This window comes from Pseudomonas sp. TE9122 (assembly GCF_056278925.1).
The window spans coordinates 956,722-977,035 of sequence record NZ_JBWBQI010000001.1 but is presented as its reverse complement, the minus strand read 5'-3'; the positions used below and the strand labels follow the sequence as shown (position 1 = coordinate 977,035).

At 60.3% G+C, this 20,314-nt stretch carries 16 protein-coding genes; 8 read left to right on the top strand and 8 right to left on the bottom strand.

Annotation, left to right across the window (positions count from 1 at the left end):
* Window positions 1–4: 4 nt before the first annotated feature.
* Both ACZ9BE_RS04265 and rpoE read right to left on the bottom strand, forming a co-directional pair.
* On the bottom strand, window positions 5–592 hold the full coding sequence (locus ACZ9BE_RS04265; protein ID WP_008077804.1) for a sigma-E factor negative regulatory protein: 588 nt from the start codon (window positions 590–592) through the stop codon (window positions 5–7).
* Between the two features lie 30 nt (window positions 593–622).
* Window positions 623–1,204 (bottom strand): RNA polymerase sigma factor RpoE/AlgU, encoded by a 582-nt coding sequence (gene rpoE / locus ACZ9BE_RS04260; protein ID WP_003172477.1) that lies wholly within the window; start codon window positions 1,202–1,204, stop codon window positions 623–625.
* Between the two features lie 556 nt (window positions 1,205–1,760).
* Between rpoE and nadB the strand changes: the two genes are divergently transcribed.
* A complete protein-coding gene (gene nadB, locus ACZ9BE_RS04255; protein WP_258707734.1) occupies window positions 1,761–3,377 on the top strand; it encodes an L-aspartate oxidase in 1,617 nt (538 codons plus the stop codon).
* Here the strand turns inward: nadB and ACZ9BE_RS04250 are convergent.
* Both ACZ9BE_RS04250 and ACZ9BE_RS04245 read right to left on the bottom strand, forming a co-directional pair.
* On the bottom strand, window positions 3,346–3,798 hold the full coding sequence (locus tag ACZ9BE_RS04250) for a protein YgfX (RefSeq protein ID WP_431078357.1): 453 nt from the start codon (window positions 3,796–3,798) through the stop codon (window positions 3,346–3,348). The genes nadB and ACZ9BE_RS04250 overlap by 32 nt on opposite strands.
* Entirely contained in the window at window positions 3,782–4,036 is a 255-nt protein-coding gene (locus ACZ9BE_RS04245) for an FAD assembly factor SdhE (RefSeq protein WP_007911418.1), read from the bottom strand. Before ACZ9BE_RS04245 ends, ACZ9BE_RS04250 begins: the two co-directional genes overlap by 17 nt.
* A gap of 150 nt (window positions 4,037–4,186) precedes the next feature.
* Between ACZ9BE_RS04245 and ygfZ the strand changes: the two genes are divergently transcribed.
* Window positions 4,187–5,128, top strand: coding sequence for a CAF17-like 4Fe-4S cluster assembly/insertion protein YgfZ (gene ygfZ / locus ACZ9BE_RS04240; protein ID WP_150636508.1), 942 nt, complete (start codon window positions 4,187–4,189; stop codon window positions 5,126–5,128).
* A gap of 34 nt (window positions 5,129–5,162) precedes the next feature.
* Entirely contained in the window at window positions 5,163–5,984 is an 822-nt protein-coding gene (locus ACZ9BE_RS04235) for an HDOD domain-containing protein (protein ID WP_016770675.1), read from the top strand.
* 146 nt (window positions 5,985–6,130) lie between these two features.
* On the opposite strand, the gene ACZ9BE_RS04230 is transcribed toward ACZ9BE_RS04235, so the two are convergent.
* Window positions 6,131–7,516: a sensor histidine kinase gene (locus ACZ9BE_RS04230; RefSeq protein WP_024011993.1), complete on the bottom strand. Its 1,386-nt coding sequence runs from the start codon at window positions 7,514–7,516 to the stop codon at window positions 6,131–6,133.
* The gene (locus ACZ9BE_RS04225) at window positions 7,509–8,180 is read right to left on the bottom strand and encodes a response regulator (protein ID WP_252885513.1); all 672 of its coding nucleotides are present in this window, start codon (window positions 8,178–8,180) and stop codon (window positions 7,509–7,511) included. Before ACZ9BE_RS04225 ends, ACZ9BE_RS04230 begins: the two co-directional genes overlap by 8 nt.
* Before the next feature lie 444 nt (window positions 8,181–8,624).
* Between ACZ9BE_RS04225 and ACZ9BE_RS04220 the strand changes: the two genes are divergently transcribed.
* The 4 genes from ACZ9BE_RS04220 to ACZ9BE_RS04205 are packed head-to-tail and all read left to right on the top strand — an operon-like array spanning window position 8,625 to window position 12,659.
* Window positions 8,625–9,602 carry a Bug family tripartite tricarboxylate transporter substrate binding protein gene (locus tag ACZ9BE_RS04220; RefSeq protein ID WP_024011991.1) on the top strand — a complete coding sequence of 326 codons (978 nt, stop codon included), beginning with the start codon at window positions 8,625–8,627 and terminating at the stop codon, window positions 9,600–9,602.
* A 55-nt stretch (window positions 9,603–9,657) separates the two neighbouring features.
* On the top strand, window positions 9,658–10,116 hold the full coding sequence (locus ACZ9BE_RS04215) for a tripartite tricarboxylate transporter TctB family protein (RefSeq protein WP_095180598.1): 459 nt from the start codon (window positions 9,658–9,660) through the stop codon (window positions 10,114–10,116).
* Window position 10,117: 1 nt separating this feature from the next.
* Complete coding sequence (locus tag ACZ9BE_RS04210; protein WP_476248939.1) at window positions 10,118–11,632, top strand: tripartite tricarboxylate transporter permease; 1,515 nt, start codon at window positions 10,118–10,120, stop codon at window positions 11,630–11,632.
* Entirely contained in the window at window positions 11,625–12,659 is a 1,035-nt protein-coding gene (locus tag ACZ9BE_RS04205; RefSeq protein WP_056783516.1) for an AbrB family transcriptional regulator, read from the top strand. The genes ACZ9BE_RS04210 and ACZ9BE_RS04205 overlap by 8 nt, the downstream gene beginning before the upstream one ends.
* A 119-nt stretch (window positions 12,660–12,778) precedes the next feature.
* On the opposite strand, the gene ung is transcribed toward ACZ9BE_RS04205, so the two are convergent.
* On the bottom strand, window positions 12,779–13,471 hold the full coding sequence (gene ung / locus ACZ9BE_RS04200; RefSeq protein WP_150636503.1) for a uracil-DNA glycosylase: 693 nt from the start codon (window positions 13,469–13,471) through the stop codon (window positions 12,779–12,781).
* Window positions 13,472–13,603: 132 nt separating this feature from the next.
* Between ung and ACZ9BE_RS04195 the strand changes: the two genes are divergently transcribed.
* Window positions 13,604–14,716, top strand: a complete 1,113-nt coding sequence (locus tag ACZ9BE_RS04195; protein WP_476248938.1) for an enoyl-CoA hydratase/isomerase family protein — start codon at window positions 13,604–13,606, stop codon at window positions 14,714–14,716.
* Between the two features lie 64 nt (window positions 14,717–14,780).
* Here ACZ9BE_RS04195 and ACZ9BE_RS04190 read toward each other — a convergent pair whose 3' ends face one another.
* Window positions 14,781–20,312, bottom strand: a complete 5,532-nt coding sequence (locus tag ACZ9BE_RS04190) for a calcium-binding protein (RefSeq protein WP_476248937.1) — start codon at window positions 20,310–20,312, stop codon at window positions 14,781–14,783.
* Window positions 20,313–20,314: the final 2 nt, after the last annotated feature.

The following is a 20,314-nucleotide window of genomic DNA, read 5'->3' as shown; positions in this document are numbered from 1 at the left end:
CTCCTTAACGGTTTTCCAGGCTTGCGGCACGTGCGTATGGCAGCGCGCTTTCAGTTCCTTTGAGTGCAGCCTGCTGAGCATGCTGACGCAGATAGCCTGGCAGACGCTGATCATGCCAGCCTGGCTGTCCTTGCAGAACGCCGTTAGCCATAGGACCAGTCGCTTCCGAGCTTTCGCTGTAACCAGCCAGAACTGCCGGACCTTTGACCTGTGGAGTGGCCAGAGTAGGCTGATTCGACTGCTGGGCCAGTTCAACACCAGCGATTTCGTCCTGGTTGTACAGGCGAACACCGGCCAGAACGGCTACGGTTACCGAAGCGGCAACAGCGAGGCGACCCAGGTTACGCCATGGGCTGCGGGATACTTTGGCCGGAGCCGTTTCGTCTTCCAGCGCAGCGGACACTGCCGCAGCGATATCCAGACGCGGAAGCAGCAGATCCTTGTGCATGGCTGCCCGAGCGATCTGGTAACGAGCCCAGGTCTCACGGGTATCAACATCATCCAGTGCGCTGAGCACTCGACGCAATTCCAGTTCGTCCGCTTCGTTATCCATCACTGCGGACAGCGATTCCTGCAGGGCTTCACGACTCATGGCGTTCCTCTCTTGGCTGTCGCCGCTGTCTCAGTTTTCCTGCAACAACGGTTGCAGGGCTTTATCGATGGCCTCCCGAGCGCGGAAAATCCGGGAGCGCACGGTACCCACCGGACACTGCATGACGCTCGCAATGTCCTCGTAACTCAGACCATCGAATTCACGTAAAGTTAAAGCCGTACGCAAATCCTCTGGCAGTTGCTGGATGGTTCGATGGACAGTGCCTTCGATCTCATCCCGCAGCAATGCACGCTCTGGTGATTCGAGATCCTTGAGGCCGTGATCGCCATCATAGAACTCCGCATCCTCTGAACTTACATCGCTATCCGGCGGCCGACGGCCGCGGGAAACCAGGTAGTTCTTTGCCGTGTTAATGGCAATACGGTACAGCCACGTATAAAACGCACTGTCACCGCGGAAATTTCCAAGTGCCCGATACGCCTTGATAAAGGCTTCCTGAGCAACGTCTTGGGCTTCATGGGTGTCGTGCACAAAACGCACGATCAACCCGAGAATTTTGTGCTGATATTTCAGCACCAGCAGATCGAAAGCTCGCTTGTCGCCACGCTGCACGCGTTCGACCAGCTGCTGATCCTCTTCCTGGGTTAGCATGAACACTCCTCGATAAGCCCGGAGGAGACTTGCATTACTAAACGACCAGACTTGCAAACATAGACTCGGGCTTTTCGCAAAAGTTCTCCCCCTCCAAGCAAGTTTCCTGCGGGCTCTGATTTGGCACGCACGAAAAACGCAGCGCGGGATAAACCGGCTGCGCGAATAATCTTGTTATCGGTTTCGCCGGCAGGAATCCAAACGCAGATTCCGCACTGAAGCCGACACTGTCCCTGGTTTCTGGCACCGTCTATTGATCTTGGGCCTTTGGCAAAAGTTCCAATTATTTATAGCCGTACCCACCTGACATTGCGCAACCCTGCTCGGAAAAGTCTGTTTCAGCGCCGATACAGGTGTCTTTTTCCCAAACCGGCAAAAAAACTTCCGACGAAGCACAGCGCTTTTTACCGCGCAGTAGTCTCACAATGCCATCTGGGCCTGGCTATTGTGCCGCCCAACCCCTCTATATACTAGTGGGCTGTGTGGCTGTCTTGACTCGCCGATCCAGCTGTCTTGCGCCAACCCCGACCCGGGTCGCTTTGAGCGGAATCCTGAAATGAGCCAACAGTTCCAACACGATGTTCTGGTGATTGGCAGCGGTGCTGCCGGTTTGACTCTCGCTTTGACCTTGCCCGGTCATCTGCGCATTGCCGTATTGAGCAAAGGCGATCTCGCCAACGGTTCGACATTCTGGGCCCAGGGTGGCGTTGCCGCCGTGCTCGACGATACCGATACTGTCGAATCCCACGTCGACGACACCCTCAACGCCGGCGGCGGCTTGTGTCACGAAGACGCTGTGCGTTTCACCGTCGAGCACAGCCGCGAAGCCATCCAATGGCTGATTGACCAGGGTGTGCCGTTCACCCGCGACGAACAGTCCGGCACTGAAGATGGTGGTTTCGAATTTCACCTGACACGCGAAGGCGGCCACAGTCATCGGCGCATCATCCATGCTGCAGACGCCACCGGTGCCGCGATCTTCAAAACCTTGCTGGCCCAGGCCAAAGAGCGCGAGAACATCGAACTGCTGGAACAGCGGGTGGCCGTTGATCTCATCACCGAGCGCCGCTTGGGCATGGAAGGCGATCGCTGCCTGGGCGCTTACGTGCTGAACCGCGCCACGGGCGAAGTCGACACCTACGGCGCACGTTTCGTGATTCTGGCCTCGGGCGGCGCAGCCAAGGTCTACCTTTATACCAGCAACCCCGACGGCGCCTGCGGTGACGGCATCGCCATGGCCTGGCGCTCCGGTTGCCGGGTGGCGAACCTGGAATTCAACCAGTTCCACCCGACCTGCCTGTATCACCCGCAAGCCAAGAGTTTCCTGATTACTGAAGCGCTGCGTGGCGAAGGCGCGCATTTGAAGCTGCCCAACGGAGAGCGCTTCATGTATCGCTTCGACAAACGCGCCGAGCTGGCGCCTCGTGACATCGTCGCGCGGGCCATCGACCATGAAATGAAGCGCCTGGGTGTCGACTGCGTATATCTCGACATCAGCCACAAGCCTGAATCGTTCGTAAAAACTCACTTCCCGACTGTTTATGAACGCTGCCTGGGCTTCGGCATCGACATCACCAAACAACCGATCCCGGTGGTCCCCGCCGCGCACTACACCTGTGGTGGGGTGATGGTCGATCAGCACGGTCGCACCGACGTGCCCGGCCTCTACGCCATCGGCGAAACCAGCTTCACCGGCCTGCACGGCGCCAATCGCATGGCCAGCAACTCACTCCTGGAATGCTTCGTTTATGCCCGTTCGGCAGCGGCGGACATTCTTGCGCAACTCGATGACGTTGCGGCGCCAAGCGCCCTGCCCGTCTGGGATGCCAGTCAGGTGACCGACTCGGATGAAGACGTGATCATCGCGCACAACTGGGACGAGTTGCGCCGATTCATGTGGGACTACGTCGGCATCGTGCGCACCAACAAGCGCCTGCAACGGGCGCAGCACCGGGTGCGTCTCCTGCTGGATGAGATCGATGAGTTTTACAGCAACTATAAAGTCAGCCGCGACCTGATCGAGCTGCGCAATCTGGCACAGGTTGCCGAATTGATGATCAGCTCAGCCATGGAACGCAAGGAAAGTCGCGGGCTGCACTACACCCTCGACTATCCGGATATGCTGCCCGAAGCGCTCGACACTATTCTGGTGCCGCCCACCTACGCCGGCTGAACTTGAGCCGCACTCGCAGGCGTCGGTGCAGATCCGCCGCCTGCGAGTCACGTGGTACGCAGATCGACCTGACCCGCCACTCTCCGCGCAAACGAAAGCGCAACACCACAATCAATGGCAGCGCCAGACTGTCCGGGCGCAGTTGCACCGCTTGCCAGCCATCAGCCTGATTCCAGACCTGCCAGCCATCGCCATCGCGGCGCAAGCCGCAGAATGCTTTCGGGTGGTTCAGCAGAATCTGCCGTGGCAGCACCCAAAGACCGTGCAGCGCACAGGCGCAAGCGCCGAGCAGACTGGCCCAGAGCGGAATCGACAGCAGACACAGCGAACCCATGGCGAACGCCTGGGCCAACAGATACGCCGCCAGCAACTGCCGTGAGGCATGCCAGCGGCATTCGAACGTATTACTTGGGCTGGACACGATCCAGAATCATCCGGACCATGCGTTGCAGCTCGGGATCTTCCGACTCGCTGCGCTCCATGAACCAGCCGAACATGTCCTGATCCTCACAGGTCAGCAAACGCACGTACAGATCGCGATCCACTTGATTCAACGTCGCGTAAACCTCCTGCACGAACGGCACCAGCAGCACGTCAAGCTCAAGCATGCCGCGACGGCTGTGCCAAAAGAGGCGATTCAGTTCAACTTGTTCGACCATGGAGCCCTCCTCGAATTTGCCGGGCAGTATACAGCCCCGGCGCGGGCCGCACAGTCGGCTTTGGTCGGGCACCCGTGATCCTTTATCAACTACCCATTTCAACCCTGCCCCCTTATGATGTGCCCCAGTCTATTTACCCTGCGATGACCCATGGCCGATTCTGCTTTTTTCTGCACCCTGTCTCATGAAGGCGTACTCGCGGTTCGCGGTGCGGACGCCGGAAAATTCCTGCAAGGCCAGTTGACCTGCAACATCAATTACCTGAGCGACACCCGCGCCAGCCTCGGCGCCCGCTGCACACAGAAAGGCCGGATGCAGTCGAGCTTCCGTATTCTGCTTGAAGGTGACGGCGTGGTGATGGCGATGGCCAGCGAGCTGCTCGAGCCGCAACTGGCCGACCTGAAAAAGTACGCAGTGTTCTCCAAATCGAAACTGACCGATGAAAGCGCCGCCTGGGTGCGCTTCGGTGTGGCACATGGCGATGCAGCCCTGACCAGCCTCGGTCTGGCACTGCCCGCCGAAACCGACAGCGTTGTGCGCAACGAAGGCCTGATCGCAATTCGCGTTTCGCCCGAGCGCGCCGAACTCTGGGTGCCTGCCGCTCAGGCGCCAAACATTCAAAGCCGACTGTCCGCCACGCTGGCTGAGGGCGAACTGAATCAATGGCTGCTGGGCCAGATCCGCGCCGGTATCGGCCAGGTCATGCCTTCCACCCGCGAGCTGTTTATCCCGCAGATGCTCAATTTGCAGGCGGTCGGCGGCGTGAGTTTCAAGAAAGGCTGCTACACCGGCCAGGAAATCGTCGCGCGCATGCAGTACCTGGGCAAGCTCAAGCGGCGCCTGTACCGCCTGCGCCTCGACGCGGCCGAGTTGCCGGAGCCCGGCACTCAACTGTTCGCCCCCAGCCACAACAGCTCGATCGGCGAAGTGGTGCTGGCGGCCAATGCCGAGGGAAACATTGAACTCCTGGCCGTGTTGCAGGCCGAAGCTGCCGAAGCCGGTGATTTGCGTCTGGGCGCCCTCGAAGGCCCCGCGTTGCACGTGCTCGACCTGCCTTACGAACTGGATCGCGACCGCGAAATCCAGCGTTGATCGCAGCATTGTTGCAACACCCTAGAGAGTCCAAATGAGCGAACTGGCGGAAAAGGTCCAACAGGATTTGGTTGCGGCCATCGATAACGATGACCTGGTTCTGCCAACGTTGCCGGAAGTGGCCCTGCAAATTCGCAAGGCCGCCGAGGATCCGGAAATCAGCGTCAGCGATCTGAGCAAAGTCATCGGCCGCGACACCGCGCTGTCGGCGCGCCTGATCAAAGTGGTCAACAGTCCGCTGCTGCGCGCTGCGCAGGAAGTCACCGACCTGCACACCGCCATTACCCGTTTGGGCATCAACTACAGCAGCAACCTGGCGATCGGTCTGGTGATGGAGCAGATCTTCAATGCCCGCTCCGAGGTGGTCGAACAGAAGATGCGCGAAGTCTGGCGCAGCAGTCTGGAAATCGCTGGCGTCAGCTATGCCCTGTGTCGTCGTCACACTCAGCTCAAACCCGATCAGGCGGCACTCGGCGGGCTGGTGCATCAGATTGGCGTGCTGCCGATTCTGACTTACGCCGAAGACCACAATGAACTGCTCTCTGATGCGGTCAGCCTGACCCATGTGATCGAGCAGATTCACCCATTGCTCGGCGAGAAATTGCTGCGGGTCTGGGAGTTTCCCGAGCGCCTGGTGCATTTGCCGTTGCTGTATCAAGACTTCAGCCGCGACTCGACGCGCATCGATTACGTCGATGTCGTGCAGGTGGCCAATTTGTATTGCCGCAAGGACACCGATCATCCGTTTGCGCGGATTGACCCGTTTAGCGTGCCGGCCTTCAGAAAGCTGGGGATTGATCCGGAGAACAAGCAGTTCTGCGCGGATCTGGAAGAATCGCGGTCGATGTTCTACTGACCTGTAGTGAGGGGATTTATCCCCGTTGGGTTGCGCAGCGACCCTAGACTCTGCGATGCGAACCGCGACTGCTGCGCAGCCGAGCGGGGATAAATCCCCTCGCCACAAAACTACTACCAGGGGGAAAATCCCCCGCCACAAAAGTATTACCCGGCAATAAAACTGACCCGCACCTTCAACCCTGCCTGCTCGCCATCATGCAAGGTGATCTGCGCCAGATGCGCGCGACAGATCTCGCCGACAATCGCCAAGCCCAGACCTGAACCGGCAACCTGCTGATTGCGCCGATAAAACCGTTCGAACACTCGATCACGCTCGTGCAGCGGGATGCCTGGCCCGTCGTCCTCAACCTCAAGCACCGCCGGGGCCGTGACCCGCAGAATCACATTGCCGCCCGATGGCGTATGCGCCAGCGCGTTGTCGACCAGATTGCTCAGCAGCTCATTGAGCAGCGTCGGCTCACCGCGCAGCCACACCGGTTCATCCGCTTCAAGCGCCAGCGCCACGCCGCGCTTGTGCGCCAAAGGCGCCATGGCCATGCCCAGCTCTCGGGCCAATTGACTCAGATCGAGCAACTGCGCGCCGCCCTCGGCAATCGCCCGCGCACCGTTTTCGACACGGGCCAGCGACAGCAGCTGATTGGCCAGATGGGTCAGGCGGTCGGTGCTTTGTGCGGATGATTCCAGCGTGGTGCGCCAAGTCTCCGGCTCGTTCGAGCGCAGGCCCAATTCCAGGCGTGCCTTGAGTGCCGCCAGCGGCGTGCGCAACTCGTGAGCGGCATCGGCGATGAACTGCGCCTGCCGCTCGAACTGGCCGCGTAGCCTTTCGGTGAAATGATTGAGCGCGCGTACCAGGGGTCCCAGTTCATGCTGCACTTCCACCAGCGGCAGCGGCCGCAAATCGTCGGGCTGGCGTTCCTCAACAGCGGTTCTTAACCGCTCCAGCGGGCGCAGCGCCGCACTCACCGCGAACCACACCAGCAACAACGCGCCCACGGCCAGCATGCCCAAGCGCAACAAGGTGTCAGCGGCCAGACTGCGCGCCATGCTGACCCGCGCTTCGTCGGTTTCGGCCACGCGGATTTCCGCCATGCCGTTCATGTTCGGCTCGCTTACGGCCTTGAGCAGACTGACCACACGCACGTTCTGGCCGTTGTACTTCGCGTTGTAAAAGCGCGCGAGCGCCGGATAGCTGTCGGTACGCGGCGTGCCGGGCGGTGGCCCGGGAAGATTTTCGTAGCCGGAAATCAGCTTCTGGTGAATGTCGTTGACCTGGTAATAGATGCGCCCGGCGCTGTCGTAGGCGAAGGTGTCCAGCGCCACGTAAGGCACATCGGCGCTGAGGCTGCCATCACGCTGCGACAACCCGGCAGCGATGGTGCGTGCCGAGGCCAGCAGCGTGCGGTCATACGCGGTGTCGGCGGCTTCGCGACCGTTCCAGTAAGCGCTCAAGCCGCTGGCGAGCATCAGCACCACCAGCAACCATCCAAGGTTCCACAGCAACCGCCAGCGCAGGCTGCTGGGCTTATGCATCGCGGCTTTCCAGCAGATAGCCGAGGCCACGGAAGGTGACGATGGCCACGGACTGGCCATCGAGCTTCTTGCGCAAGCGGTGCACGTAGATTTCGATGGCGTCGGGGCTGGCTTCTTCGTCGAGGCCGAACACCTGCGCGGCCAGTTGCTCCTTGCTCATCACTCGCCCCGGCCGCGCGATCAACGCTTCGAGAACGGCTTGCTCGCGCGAGGTGAGGGTCAGCAGTTCGTCGCCGAGGGTGAAGCGCCGCGTATCGAGGTCGTAAGCCAGCACACCACAGCGCTGCTGACGCTCGCCGCCCAGCACACTGCGGCGTAGCAAGGCTTTGACCCGCGCTTCCAGTTCCGTCAGTTCGAACGGTTTGGCCAGGTAGTCGTCAGCACCGAGATTGAGGCCATGCACGCGATCCTTGACGTCGCTGCGCGCAGTCAGCATCAACACCGGCAGGTTTTTGCCGCGAGCACGCAGCCGCGCCAGCACCTCGAAACCGTCCATGCGCGGCAGACCGACATCGAGGATCGCCACGGCGTATTCCTCGCTGCCCAACGCCAGGTCGGCGGCCACGCCATCGTGCAACACATCCACCGTCAGACCGGTGCTCTTGAGCGCCTGAGCGACGCTTTCGGCCAGTTGCAAATGGTCTTCGACGAGCAGGACACGCATGGTTTTTTACCTCGTTCAGGGTTGGCCAACGCCACGCTTTGTCGCGGAGTTTACAGCCGCAACCGCCGCTGTGAAGCCCGAAAACCGTGAAAGACAACTGAAAGGTTGTTGAAAGGTTAGCCGGTTAGAGTCGGCCCACGGACAGTTTCGACTGTCGCCGCTGCCGCCACACAGCGCAACGCAAAACGCCATGAAGCGTTTTCGACTCATAAGAACAATAACGGAGTACCCCAGCATGCCCTCCATGCGCACCGAGGCTGTAATGCCTGCTCGCCTAGCTCGATTCCACCGTTGCACCGTCGGCTTCTCGCCGCAGTCCTGTTTCCCCTCCGTTGTTTCAGTCGTTGCGCGCGCGCCGCGAGAAAACTGCGCCTGCCGCTAGGTTTTCGCGTTGCCCTTTGGTCATTCGGTCCATCCATAACAACAACTCCTCTGGAGACTCAAATGAACGTATCACTGCGTAAAGTTGCTCTCGCCGCTGGCGCGATGCTGTTTGCCGGCCAACTCATGGCCGAGCCAAAACGTCCGGAATGCATCGCCCCCGCCTCCCCCGGCGGTGGTTTCGACCTGACCTGCAAACTGGTGCAGAGCGCACTGGTCAACCAGAAGTTGCTGAGCAAGCCGATGCGCGTCACCTACATGCCCGGCGGTGTCGGCGCGGTGGCGTACAACGCGGTGGTCGCGCAACGTCCGGCGGATGCCGGCACGCTGGTCGCGTGGTCGAGCGGTTCGCTTTTGAACCTGGCCCAGGGCAAGTTCGGCCGCTTCGATGAAACCAACGTGCGCTGGCTCGCGGCCGTCGGCACCAGCTACGGCGCCATCGCAGTGAAAAGCGATTCGCCCTACAAGACCCTCGACGATCTCGTCCAGGCGTTGAAGAAAGATCCAGGGTCAGTGGTCATCGGCTCCGGCGGCACCGTCGGCAGCCAGGACTGGATGCAGACCGCATTGATTGCCAAGGCCGCCGGGATCAACCCGCGCGAGCTGCGTTACGTGGCACTCGAAGGCGGCGGTGAGATCGCCACGGCCCTGCTCGGCGGCCACATCCAGGTCGGCAGTACCGACATCTCCGACTCCATGCCGCACATCCAGAGCGGTGACATGCGCCTGCTCGCGGTGTTCTCGGACAAGCGTCTCGACGAACCGGAAATGAAGGACATCCCGACCGCTCGCGAGCAAGGCTACGACATCGTCTGGCCGGTGGTGCGCGGCTTCTACCTCGGGCCAAAAGTCAGCGACGAAGACTACGCCTGGTGGAAAGACTCGTTCGACAAACTGCTGGCTTCCGACGAGTTCGCCAAGCTGCGCGATCAGCGTGAGCTGTTCCCGTTCGCCATGACCGGCCCGGAACTGGACACCTACGTGAAGAAGCAGGTCGCCGACTACAAAGTGCTGGCCAAAGAGTTCGGCCTGATCCAGTGATCGTCTCTGTCTAGTGGCTGCGTCTCCTACGCGGGGACGCAGCACAGGAGCTCCCATGCTTATTCAACGCATTTTCGCCTCGGTGTTGCTGCTGGTGTGTGCCGGCCTGGCACTGATGGCGTGGCCGTACCAAGCGGCTTTTTCCTATGAACCCGTCGGCCCACGCGCCTTTCCGCTGCTGATGCTCGGCCTGATGGGGCTGGCGCTGCTGTACATGGTGGTTCGCCCGGCACCCATCAAACACAACCCGGATGAGCCGCCGCTGGATCGCGAAACCCTGACCAAGATCGGTCTGTGCGTGGTGTTGCTGCTGGTGTTTGCCGGCACCTTCGAACCCCTTGGCTTCATCGTGGCCAGCATCATTACCGGCGTACCGATGGCCCGTCTCTATGGCGGCCGCTGGCTGCCGAGCGTGGTCATCATCAGCCTGATGGCGGTTGGTCTCTATCTGCTGTTCGATCGCTTGATGGATGTTCCGCTGCCACTCGGCCTGCTCAGCGTCCTGGAGAACTGATATGGATACCCTTGGCTATTTGGGTCAGGGCTTCGGCGTCGCGCTGAGCCCGTACAACCTGGTGACCGCCCTGTGCGGCACCCTGATCGGCACCGTCGTCGGCCTGTTGCCGGGCCTTGGTCCGATCAATGGCGTGGCGTTGCTGATTCCGATCGCGTTCGCACTCGGCCTGCCGCCGGAGTCGGCGCTGATCCTGCTCGCGGCGGTGTATCTGGGCTGCGAATACGGCGGCCGGATCAGCTCGATCCTGCTGAACATTCCGGGTGAAGCCTCGACTGTGATGACCACCCTCGACGGCTACCCGATGGCCCGCAAAGGCATGGCCGGTGTGGCACTGTCGCTGTCGGCGTGGAGTTCGTTCATCGGCGCGTTCATCGCCACCTGCGGCATGGTCCTGTTTGCGCCGCTGCTGGCGAAATGGGCGATTGCCTTCGGACCGGCGGAATACTTCGTGTTGATGGTATTCGCGATTGTCTGTCTCGGCGGCATGGCTGGTGATCGACCGTTGAAGACCTTTATTGCGGCGCTGATCGGCCTGTTCCTTTCCACCGTCGGCATCGACGCCAACAGTGGCGTGTACCGTTTCACCGGCGACAACATTCACCTGACCGACGGCATCCAGTTCGTGGTGCTGGTGCTGGGTCTGTTCTCGATCAGCGAAATCCTCCTGCTGCTGGAAAAGACCCACCACGGCCAGGAAGCGGTGAAAGCCACCGGCCGGATGATGTTCAACTTCAAGGAAGCGGCGTCGGTTTTCGTCGTCAACGTCCGCTGCGGCGTGCTCGGTTTCATCATGGGCGTGCTGCCCGGTGCCGGCGCGACGCTCGCCAGTGCCGTGGCCTACATGACCGAGAAGCGCATCGCTGGCACCAGCGGCAAATTCGGTGAAGGTGATCCGCGTGGTCTGGCCGCGCCAGAGACCGCGATCGGCGGCGCGGCGTGCGGCGCTCTCGTTCCGATGCTGACCCTCGGCGTTCCGGGTTCGGGCACCACTGCGGTGATGATCGGCGCGCTGTCGCTGTACAACATCACCCCGGGTCCACTGCTGTTCCAACAGCAACCGGACATCGTCTGGGGTCTGATCGCGTCGTTGTTCATCGCCAACGTGATGCTGGTGATCCTCAACATCCCAATGATCCGCGTATTCACTCGCATCCTCGCCGTGCCGAACTGGGCGTTGGTGCCGATCATCGCGATCATCACCGGGATCGGCGTTTACGCGGTGCACGCGACCACCTTCGATCTGTTCCTGATGATCGGTATCGGCATCTTCGGTTACATCCTGCGCAAGCTGGATTTCCCGCTGTCGCCGCTGCTGCTGGGCTTCATCCTCGGTGGCTTGATGGAGCAGAACCTGCGTCGCGCGCTGTCGATCTCCAATGGCGCGCTGGAGATTCTCTGGTCGAGTCCGATCACCTTCGGTTGCTGGATCCTCACCGCGATCATGCTGCTGATGCCGCTGATTCGCATCTGGCGTAAACGTTCGGCGGCACGGCGCCTCATTGCCGATGTTTGATCGCTTGTCCCTGAAAGCCTGGTGGGGCACCCCGCTGGTCGGTCTGCTTGGCGGTTTCATCGCCAGCCAGATCGGCTGGCCGCTACCGTGGATGGTCGGCTCGTTGCTGGCGATCATCCTGGTGCGCTGCCTGACGCCGTGGCAACTGGCGGAAATCCCTGGCGGGCGCAAGTGCGGCCAGTGGATCGTCGGCATCGGTATCGGCCTGCACTTCACCCCGTTGGTGATGGAACAGGTGCTCAGTCATTTCGGTTTGATCTTCTTCGGTGCATTGGTCACCAGCCTGTCGGCGGTGGTCGGCGTGTGGCTGATGCGCCGCACCGGCGAGGATCGCGCCACGGCTTTTTTCTCAAGCATGCCCGGTGGTTCCGGGGAGATGGTCAACCTCGGCGCTCGTAACGGTGCACTGCTCAGCCATGTCGCGGCCGGGCAGAGTCTGCGGGTGTTGGTGGTGGTGTTGTGCGTGCCGGCGGCGTTCAAGTATCTGCTCGGTGACGGCACGCCGATTTCTCATGCAGGCAGCGTCGATTGGCGCTGGCTGGCAATTCTGTTTCCGGCGGGCGCCCTGCTTGCCTGGCTCTGGCAGCGTCTGCGCCAACCCAATCCATGGCTGTTCGGGCCGTTGCTGGTCAGTGCGGCGGTGAGCATTACGTGGGATCTGCACATCGGTTTGCCCAACGGCGGCAGTCAGATCGGCCAATGGCTGATTGGCAGCGGCCTGGGCTGTCACTTCAATCGGCAGTTCTTCCGCCGCGCGCCGTCGTTCATGGGCCGGACGTTGATCGGCACGGCGCTGACCATGTTGATCGCGTCGCTGGCGGCGCTGGGCTTGAGTGCATTGACCCATCTGGATCTGCGTTCACTGACCTTGGGCATGATGCCCGGCGGGATCGCCGAGATGAGCCTGACGGCGGAGACCCTGCAACTGTCGGTGCCGCTGGTGACGGCGATGCAGGTGATGCGGCTGTTGTTTGTGCTGTTTCTGGCGGAGCCGTTGTTCAAGTACTGGAATCGTCATCCCGCCTAAGTCTGCGAGATCGGGTCGCTCTTTTCGCGAGCAGGCTCGCTCCCACAGGGGGTTTGTGGCTTGCACACAATTCCTGTGGGAGCGAGCCTGCTCGCGAAGGGGCCAACCCGGTCGACACATCAAATCGGTGGCAAGCGCCAGTCGATCGGCGTTTCGCCATTCTGTTCGAGAAACTTGTTGGTTCGGCTGAAATGCCCACAGCCCAAAAACCCGCGATAGGCCGACAACGGCGACGGATGCACCGAGGTCAGCACCAGGTGCTTGGTCGCGTCGATCAGCTTCTGCTTGCTCTGCGCATGGGCGCCCCAAAGCATGAACACCAGATGCGGCTGCCGTTCGCTGACCACCTCAATGATGCGATCGGTGAAGTGCTGCCAGCCCTTGTCCTTGTGCGCGTTGGCGTTGGCGCGCTCAACCGTCATGGTGGTGTTGAGCAGCAGCACGCCCTGTTCGGCCCAGCTCTGCAGGTAGCCGTGGTTGGGAATGTCGATATTGAGGTCGCGCTTCAGCTCTTTATAGATGTTGACCAGCGACGGCGGCGCCGGCACGCCCGGTTGCACGGAAAAGCACAGACCATGGGCCTGGCCCGGGCCGTGATACGGATCCTGGCCAAGGATCACCACTTTGACTTTATCCAGCGGCGTCGAATTCAGCGCATTGAAAATCAGCGGTCCCGGCGGATAGATCTCCTTGCCGGCTGCCCGCTCCTGCTGCAGAAAGTTGCGCAACTCTGCCATGTAAGGCTGGTCGAACTCAGCACGCAGTGCCTCCTTCCAGCTCGGTTCGAGTTTGATACGGTCGTCAGCAGTCATGGTCATTTCCGGCAAAAACAATGGGGCGAACCCTAGGAAAGCCGACCACGCTTGTCAATTGATCTGACGCAGATCCGGCACTTTCCCCCATAGCGATCATACTGATCGCTCAAATTCCCGATCGAGGTCACGATGAATCTGCACTTCGAAGAACTTACCGGCACCGACGGCGCCCGCATCGGCATCGCCAGCCTGGATGCCGAAAAATCGTTGAACGCGCTGTCACTGTCGATGATCAACGCGCTCAGCGACAAATTGAACGCCTGGGCCAATGACCCGCAAATCGTCTGCGTGCTGCTGCGCGGTAACGGCAGCAAAGCCTTCTGTGCCGGCGGCGAGGTGCGCAGCCTGGTCGAAGCCTGCCGCGCTCACCCCGGCGAAGTACCGCCGCTGGCCGCGCAGTTTTTCAGCGCGGAATATCGCCTCGATTACAGCCTGCATACCTATCCCAAGCCGCTGATCTGCTGGGGTCACGGTTATGTGCTCGGTGGCGGCATGGGCCTGTTGCAGGGCGCGAGCACGCGGATCGTCACGCCGAGCAGCCGTCTGGCGATGCCGGAAATCACTATTGGACTGTATCCGGACATCGGCGCCAGTTGGTTTCTCGCCCGATTGCCGGGCAAGCTCGGCTTGTTTCTCGGCCTGACCGGCGCGCACATCAACGGCCGTGATGCGCTGGATCTGGATCTGGCCGATCGCTTCCTGCTCGACGAACAGCAACCGCAATTGATCGAAGGCCTGCTGCAATTGAACTGGCAGGAACAGACCGCCATGCAGCTCAACAGCCTGCTCAAGGCTCTGCAGCAGGAGGCACTTGAGCAAATGCCCGAAGCGCAGTGGCTGCCGCGTCGCCAGCTGATCGACGAACTGCTCGACGTCAGCGACGTCACCTGTGCGTGGAAAGCCATCAGTCTGCACCGCGACAGCAGCGATCCATTGATCGCCCGAGCGGCGAAAACCATGACCGAGGGCTCGCCGCTGACCGCGCATCTGGTCTGGGAACAGATCAGCCGCGCGCGGCACATGTCGCTGGCCGAAGTTTTCCAGATGGAATACACCCTGAGCCTCAATTGCTGCCGTCATCCGGAATTCAGCGAAGGCGTGCGTGCGCGGTTGATCGACAAGGATCAGAAGCCGCACTGGCACTGGCCGGACATCAATAACGTGCCGGATGCGGTGGTCGAGGCGCACTTTCATAAGGTCTGGGAGGGACGGCATCCGTTGGCGGATCTGACCCAGTATTGAAGTGGCGCGAGGCCCGCGATGGCGACTGGATTGCCTTCGCGGGCCGGCTCAATCGGTCGTCTTGTCAGACATTCAGTCCGTAGAACTCAATGAATTCCTTCATGGCCCGCTGCGCTTCATCGTCGCCCTTTATCAAAATGTCTTCGACATCTCTCAGTGGCGGAAGCGGGTGCAGACGTTCAGCAATTTGCCTTGCGCTGTAGTCTTGAATCGCTGTTCCTTCGCTGACTCTTATGAAGCCAATAGCGCTTTCACCTTCGGCAAAATGACTGGAAACCCGGATTTTCGGTGCCATGCCGTAGTCGACCACGATCACCAGATCATCACGCTCACGGTGAAACCTCAGGTTGTCGATCGTCAGCCTGCGTTCGGAAAAATCGATCCCGTCCAGGCCGCCTCCGTTGTTGATGATTACGTCCCTGCCGAGGCCATCGTATCGGTAGATATCATTTCCCGCGCCGCCGGCCAGCGTGTCATTGCCCGGCCCACCCAGCAGCAGATCATCCCCGGGGCTGCCCGTGAGCACGTCATCCCCCTGCATCCCTCGGATCTCCCCCGCGCCGCTTATCGTGTCATTGCCGCGACCGCCCACGAGTGGCAGCGCTCGTCCGTCTCGCAAGGAAGTTGAACAGGTGGGATGGTTGACGATGACACCCGTATGAAAAGTCTCGGGCGCAGGTCCCAGCTGACTTGATTCCAGGAGCTGCTTCAAACTTGCGACCGACCCATCGGCGAACTTGACGAGCTCAATACCGGCGCCCTCAAGTTCACCGCTGTGGGGCCAGACGATGCGGACTTTCTGTGTCCCGCCCCATTGGATATCGAGTGTCGGATGAAGCATTTTCGCTCTTGGCGGGTTGCGGTAAGCCGCGCGATCCGGGTTGGGCTCCAGCTCGACATGAGTGGTCTCTATCAGCGCAGCACCCCAGCTCAATTGCAGTGCATCGCGCTGCGCGCCTGCTGGAAGGACGACCGTGTCCTGATCGGACATTCCGTACTCGTCTTTCCACTCCGCTGCGCCAACTTCTGCGCGGTGGAAAACAGGGTTCGGCACATCCGCAATCGTGGTGGTCGCTGCGGCGTACGCTTGCACGATGTAGGTGTCGGCGCCGTCTTCGCCGTAAAGCCAGTCATCCCCTGCCCCGCTGACCAGATAGTCGGCGCCCTCGGCGCCCAGCAAGGTATCGTCACCTGCACCTGCGGATAAAAACGCGCCCGGTGTTCTGTCGCCGACAGTGCCGTAGTCAAGTGGGGAGCCTGCATAAGCGACGATCAGATCATCACCCGCGCCGCCGTGGAAAACGTTTTCCACTTCGACGTTGACTCGCCCGCCGGCATCGTCGCCATGGACGATTTTGCGTTTGATCGTGTCAGTTGTGACATCCCTGCGAAACGCCTTGGGCACTGTTGCGCCCGAACTGAAGCTTGCCGCCGGATAGACGTACCAGCCTTCAAGCGCGCCGGATTCCTCTCGGTCCTCAACCAATACGTCGCCCGAATTGAATGAAAACCCGTTGGCCGAACCGGATCGATAATAGCGAGGCGCCTGAGCTGAGGAAGGCATTGCTCCCTCGGCTTTCACCGGTTTATGTTCGACACGGGTTGTGGTTGTCGACTGCCTTTCACTGACCACGGCGTGCGCTGAATCAACCTTCATCCATGGCGGCGTTTCAGACAGTGTCCCCGCTTCGACGCTGTCCTCGATCAGCTCGGTGTGAGTGGTGTAACCGGTGTCGCTGGTAGTGATATGGCTGCGAACCCAGACGCCTTGCTCATTCAATGTAAAACCTGTGGCGTGTCTGCGGGCGGAGCGTTTTGACTGGATTTGCGCGAGGAACTCATCGGTCCAGTTGACCGCTTGAACAGACGCCACCGGGCCTTGCGCCGCAGCGGTTACATCGTCTCGCTGAAACGGATCCTCAGCTTTGCTTTCAGTGGTTGCCGGGGCGGTGACAGGTTCTGGTACGGGTGATTCGGCCGTCTCTATCGGTGGCAGTGTTTTGCGCAGGACATCTGCGTAATCAAGTACCACGCCCTCGCTGAAATTGAATGTGGAATCCTTCCACCGCTCGTGATTCTTGATGAGTATCGCGTCGCCCGTGCCATTGGCCAGTCGCAACACCGTGCCGACGGTAACTTCGATAACGTCGGCCTTCAGGCTTTGCGCGCAAAACCCTGCACCGAACCTGATGATGTTGCGGCCGCCGGCATCGGTGAAGATATCCAGACCGTCGCCAGCGCCGAAATAGTAGATGTCAGCGCCATCCATGCCATCCAGCACGTCAGCACCGGGACCGCCATCAAACACGTTGTCGCCAGAATCGCCGCGAAGGTAGTCCGTCCCTTCCCCGCCCAGCAAGGTGTCGTTGCCAGCGCCTCCGAGCAGCGTGTCGTTGCCTGAGCCACCGTGCAGATAATCGGCATTCTGCTCGGCCTCAGCGCTGTTTTCGTAATCGCCGGCAAGGATGTCGTCACCCGCGCCGCCGTACAGCGTGTCGGCACCGAAACCACCCTGTAACGTATCGTTTCCTTCTCCGCCCTGAAGCACGTCGTTGTTGCTTCCGCCCGGTTGCAGGTCAGATACGTCGCCATCGAGGAAATCAGACCCTGCGCCACCCGTCAGCGTATCCGCGCCGCCCATGCCGCGCAGGGTGTCGTCCCCCGCACCGCCATCAAGAAAGTCGTTGCCGTGATAGCGAACCGGATGCTCAGGGCTGTCGCCAATCAGATCGTCATGGCCTTCGCCGCCGAAGAGCAAATCATCGCCAGCGCCGCCCCAGAGCGTGTCATCGCCGGAGCCACCGTCCAGCAGATCATCGCCAAAAAAATGCGCGGCATCGCCTTCGACCCCGTCCAGTACGCCGTCATCACCCTGCAAAATGTCGTTGCCAGGGCCGCCATACAAAGCGTCGCTGCCACCGTTACCGGCGAGTGAATCATCACCACTGCCGCCGTCCAGCACATCGTTGCCATGGTGTCTGCTGGGCAGGCCACCGCCCCAATCGAGGTTGTCACCAAGCATCACGTCGTTGCCGCTGCCACCGGCCAGGGTGTCGTTACCTTGATCGCCTTTGAGAAAATCGTCGTCAGCTCCGCCGTCAAGCAGGTCCTCCCCCCAGCCGCCGTCGATAAAGTCCTTGCCACCCTGACCGTACAGCACGTCGTCACCGCCCTCGGACGCACTGTTTATCGAGGCCTTTGAAAAGACCGTTCGGTGACTGGTCACACCGCCAGCAATAGTGACGGTAGCGTGTTTGACCGCCCAACCCTGCTCCAGCGCACCGGTGGTTTCGTCTCCGGATAACACATCGTCGCCAGCACCGCCGATCAAGGTATCCCGGTCATTGCCACCGAGCAGAACATCTCGGGATGCCGTACCGATAAGCAAATCGTCACCTTGTCCGCCGTCGAGCCAGTCTCCGCGACTTGCCTTGCCCTTGGCGTCACCGTCGGCCATAGCATTTTCGAGCGTCGTCTGCTTGTCGCCGAATAACCGATCGTCTCCAGCCTTGCCGAACAATCGATCAGAACCGCCCAGGCCGAGAATGACGTCGTCTGCGGCGGAACCGTAAAGTACGTCGGCCTTGTTGCGCTGTTTGACCTTGGGCAGCAGCACCACGTTGCCCAGCTCATCAAAGGAGGGCTGATCGCCGGGGACAGTGGGATCGGCGTCTTTGGCTTTCCAGTCGCCCTGAAGCGTCAGATCCGCAGCAGTGAGCGGCTGCCCCTCGTATTCAGGGAGGCGGATGCCAAGCATCCCGGGCTGGAAGTTTTTGATCACCACCAGATCGCCCTGGCCGTATTTGATGTTGAGGGTGTTTTCAACAAGCGCCAGGGTGATGGACCGATTCTCGGTAGACCAGATGTTGCTCAGAGGCGCGCGGCGTTTGAGTGCGGGAATCGGTGCGCCATTGATCCACAGCTGCCCATTGGCATTGGCATCAAGAATCTCGTCGAGGCCATCGCCGCTGGAAAACTCATAGCGGTCACTGCCCTCGCCTCCGATCAAGGAGTCGTTACCCTTTCCTCCGATCAGAACATCGTCACCGGCCATTCCGTACAACCCATCATTGCCGTCACCTCCGGTTAGCGAGTCATTGCCGCGACCACCTTCAATGACATCGTGACCGGCCATCCCATGGATCGAGTCATTGCCCACGCCGCCATACAGATGATCGGCATTTGCGCCGCCGGCGAAAGATCGCCCGCCGTCATCACCGAACAGGGCCAGCGGGTTCAACACACCGGTGGTCATCGGCGCCTGTTTGCCTGAGGCGAGATCGGAGTAGGAAAACTTCTGCAGCGAGTGTTCGCCAAACGAGCCTTGGGTTCGGGCAATCAACCGCGCCAGCATCTGCGCTCGATCCGCCAGCCACTGCGCGGTGATAAAACCTTCGCCAGTGTGCGGATCGTAAAGCTCGAGGTTGCGATCGGGATAACCGTCGGCTCGTTCTATGACGACTTCACTGAGTTGCTGCAAAGAGTTGCGCAATGCCAGACCGAGCGGCGTCGCCTCGCCTGCAAGTTTTGCCCATGCATCGGCATTACCGAACTCGCCTATTGTCCGGTTGACGATGCTTTGCGACTGCTCCGGGGAAAATGCCGAGAAGAAGGCGTAAGCGTTGCTGGCGAAGGTTTCGTTGGTGGTGGGTATGGCAGCAGAATCGCCGTCGTAAGTGCGCTTGAACATGTCGAGAAATTCGTTCTGGCCGTAGCGCAAGATCAGCTCGACCACGGCGGCAACAGGCGTGCCTTTGACTACATGCTGAATCAGCGGATTCACACTGCCACTGGCCAGCGCGATGTTGATTTGCTCGGGTACGACCGATAGCAGACTTTGCAGTGGATTGATGCCGAAATTGCTGATCGCCGCTCGCAGGCCGACGCTGTAGGCGTCGATGGCGAAGAGAATGTTTTTATAGTCGTCGAGCCGGTTGGGCTTTGCCTGGATGGGTGGGCCGCCATCTTCCGCATCCGGGTCGCCCGCAGAGATCAGTCTCCACGTTTCATAGGGAGGCTTTCCACCTAACAAGCTGAAACCGACCGTTCCAGACCAGCCGGCATTACGCTTAACGGCGGTGTCGTCCTCCCCGCAAACCTCCTTGAACAGAGCCTCGCCAATCGCGCTGGCGTCGATTTCGGCGATCTGGCTGATTGACGGAACGGTCCAGGGTGCCAGTTGACCGGCAAGGGATCCGTTGATCAGGGTATTGATGAAATTGACGGCAACCTGGTTGGATGAAAGCTGCATCAGGTCTTCACTGAAAATTGTATTCAGTCTCAGTTCACCCTGGCGGGAGGTGTAACCACGAATCAGGGCAGAGTAGGCACCGTTTCCACCGTTGGCATCAATGGCCACGGCAAGCCAGAGTCTGGCGCTTTTCAGCACTTCTCCGGCCTCTTCATCGGCAGTTACAACGTCAGAAACTTTTTCACCAATAATGTCGAATAGCTTTTGGTACAGGGGAGCGCAGCTTGCCCCTGCTATTTTCAGCGCATCGTACTGAATTTGTTTTGAGCTCAGCCTCATTCCTTTGCAAATATTAGCCGCGTTGAAAATCTCTGATTTTTCCATGTCGCTAAAAACATAACTCATTG

What these genes read in the sequence shown, in the direction of transcription:
- ACZ9BE_RS04265 (WP_008077804.1), bottom strand. Translation starts at nt 592, where the DNA reads ATGAGTCGTGAAGCCCTGCAGGAATCGCTGTCCGCAGTGATGGATAAC.
- ACZ9BE_RS04190 (WP_476248937.1), bottom strand. Translation starts at nt 20,312, where the DNA reads ATGAGTTATGTTTTTAGCGACATGGAAAAATCAGAGATTTTCAACGCG.
- rpoE (WP_003172477.1), bottom strand. Translation starts at nt 1,204, where the DNA reads ATGCTAACCCAGGAAGAGGATCAGCAGCTGGTCGAACGCGTGCAGCGT.
- ACZ9BE_RS04205 (WP_056783516.1), top strand. Translation starts at nt 11,625, where the DNA reads ATGTTTGATCGCTTGTCCCTGAAAGCCTGGTGGGGCACCCCGCTGGTC.
- ACZ9BE_RS04210 (WP_476248939.1), top strand. Translation starts at nt 10,118, where the DNA reads ATGGATACCCTTGGCTATTTGGGTCAGGGCTTCGGCGTCGCGCTGAGC.
- ACZ9BE_RS04220 (WP_024011991.1), top strand. Translation starts at nt 8,625, where the DNA reads ATGAACGTATCACTGCGTAAAGTTGCTCTCGCCGCTGGCGCGATGCTG.
- ACZ9BE_RS04195 (WP_476248938.1), top strand. Translation starts at nt 13,604, where the DNA reads ATGAATCTGCACTTCGAAGAACTTACCGGCACCGACGGCGCCCGCATC.
- ung (WP_150636503.1), bottom strand. Translation starts at nt 13,471, where the DNA reads ATGACTGCTGACGACCGTATCAAACTCGAACCGAGCTGGAAGGAGGCA.
- ACZ9BE_RS04215 (WP_095180598.1), top strand. Translation starts at nt 9,658, where the DNA reads ATGCTTATTCAACGCATTTTCGCCTCGGTGTTGCTGCTGGTGTGTGCC.
- ACZ9BE_RS04230 (WP_024011993.1), bottom strand. Translation starts at nt 7,516, where the DNA reads ATGCATAAGCCCAGCAGCCTGCGCTGGCGGTTGCTGTGGAACCTTGGA.
- ygfZ (WP_150636508.1), top strand. Translation starts at nt 4,187, where the DNA reads ATGGCCGATTCTGCTTTTTTCTGCACCCTGTCTCATGAAGGCGTACTC.
- nadB (WP_258707734.1), top strand. Translation starts at nt 1,761, where the DNA reads ATGAGCCAACAGTTCCAACACGATGTTCTGGTGATTGGCAGCGGTGCT.
- ACZ9BE_RS04245 (WP_007911418.1), bottom strand. Translation starts at nt 4,036, where the DNA reads ATGGTCGAACAAGTTGAACTGAATCGCCTCTTTTGGCACAGCCGTCGC.
- ACZ9BE_RS04235 (WP_016770675.1), top strand. Translation starts at nt 5,163, where the DNA reads ATGAGCGAACTGGCGGAAAAGGTCCAACAGGATTTGGTTGCGGCCATC.
- ACZ9BE_RS04225 (WP_252885513.1), bottom strand. Translation starts at nt 8,180, where the DNA reads ATGCGTGTCCTGCTCGTCGAAGACCATTTGCAACTGGCCGAAAGCGTC.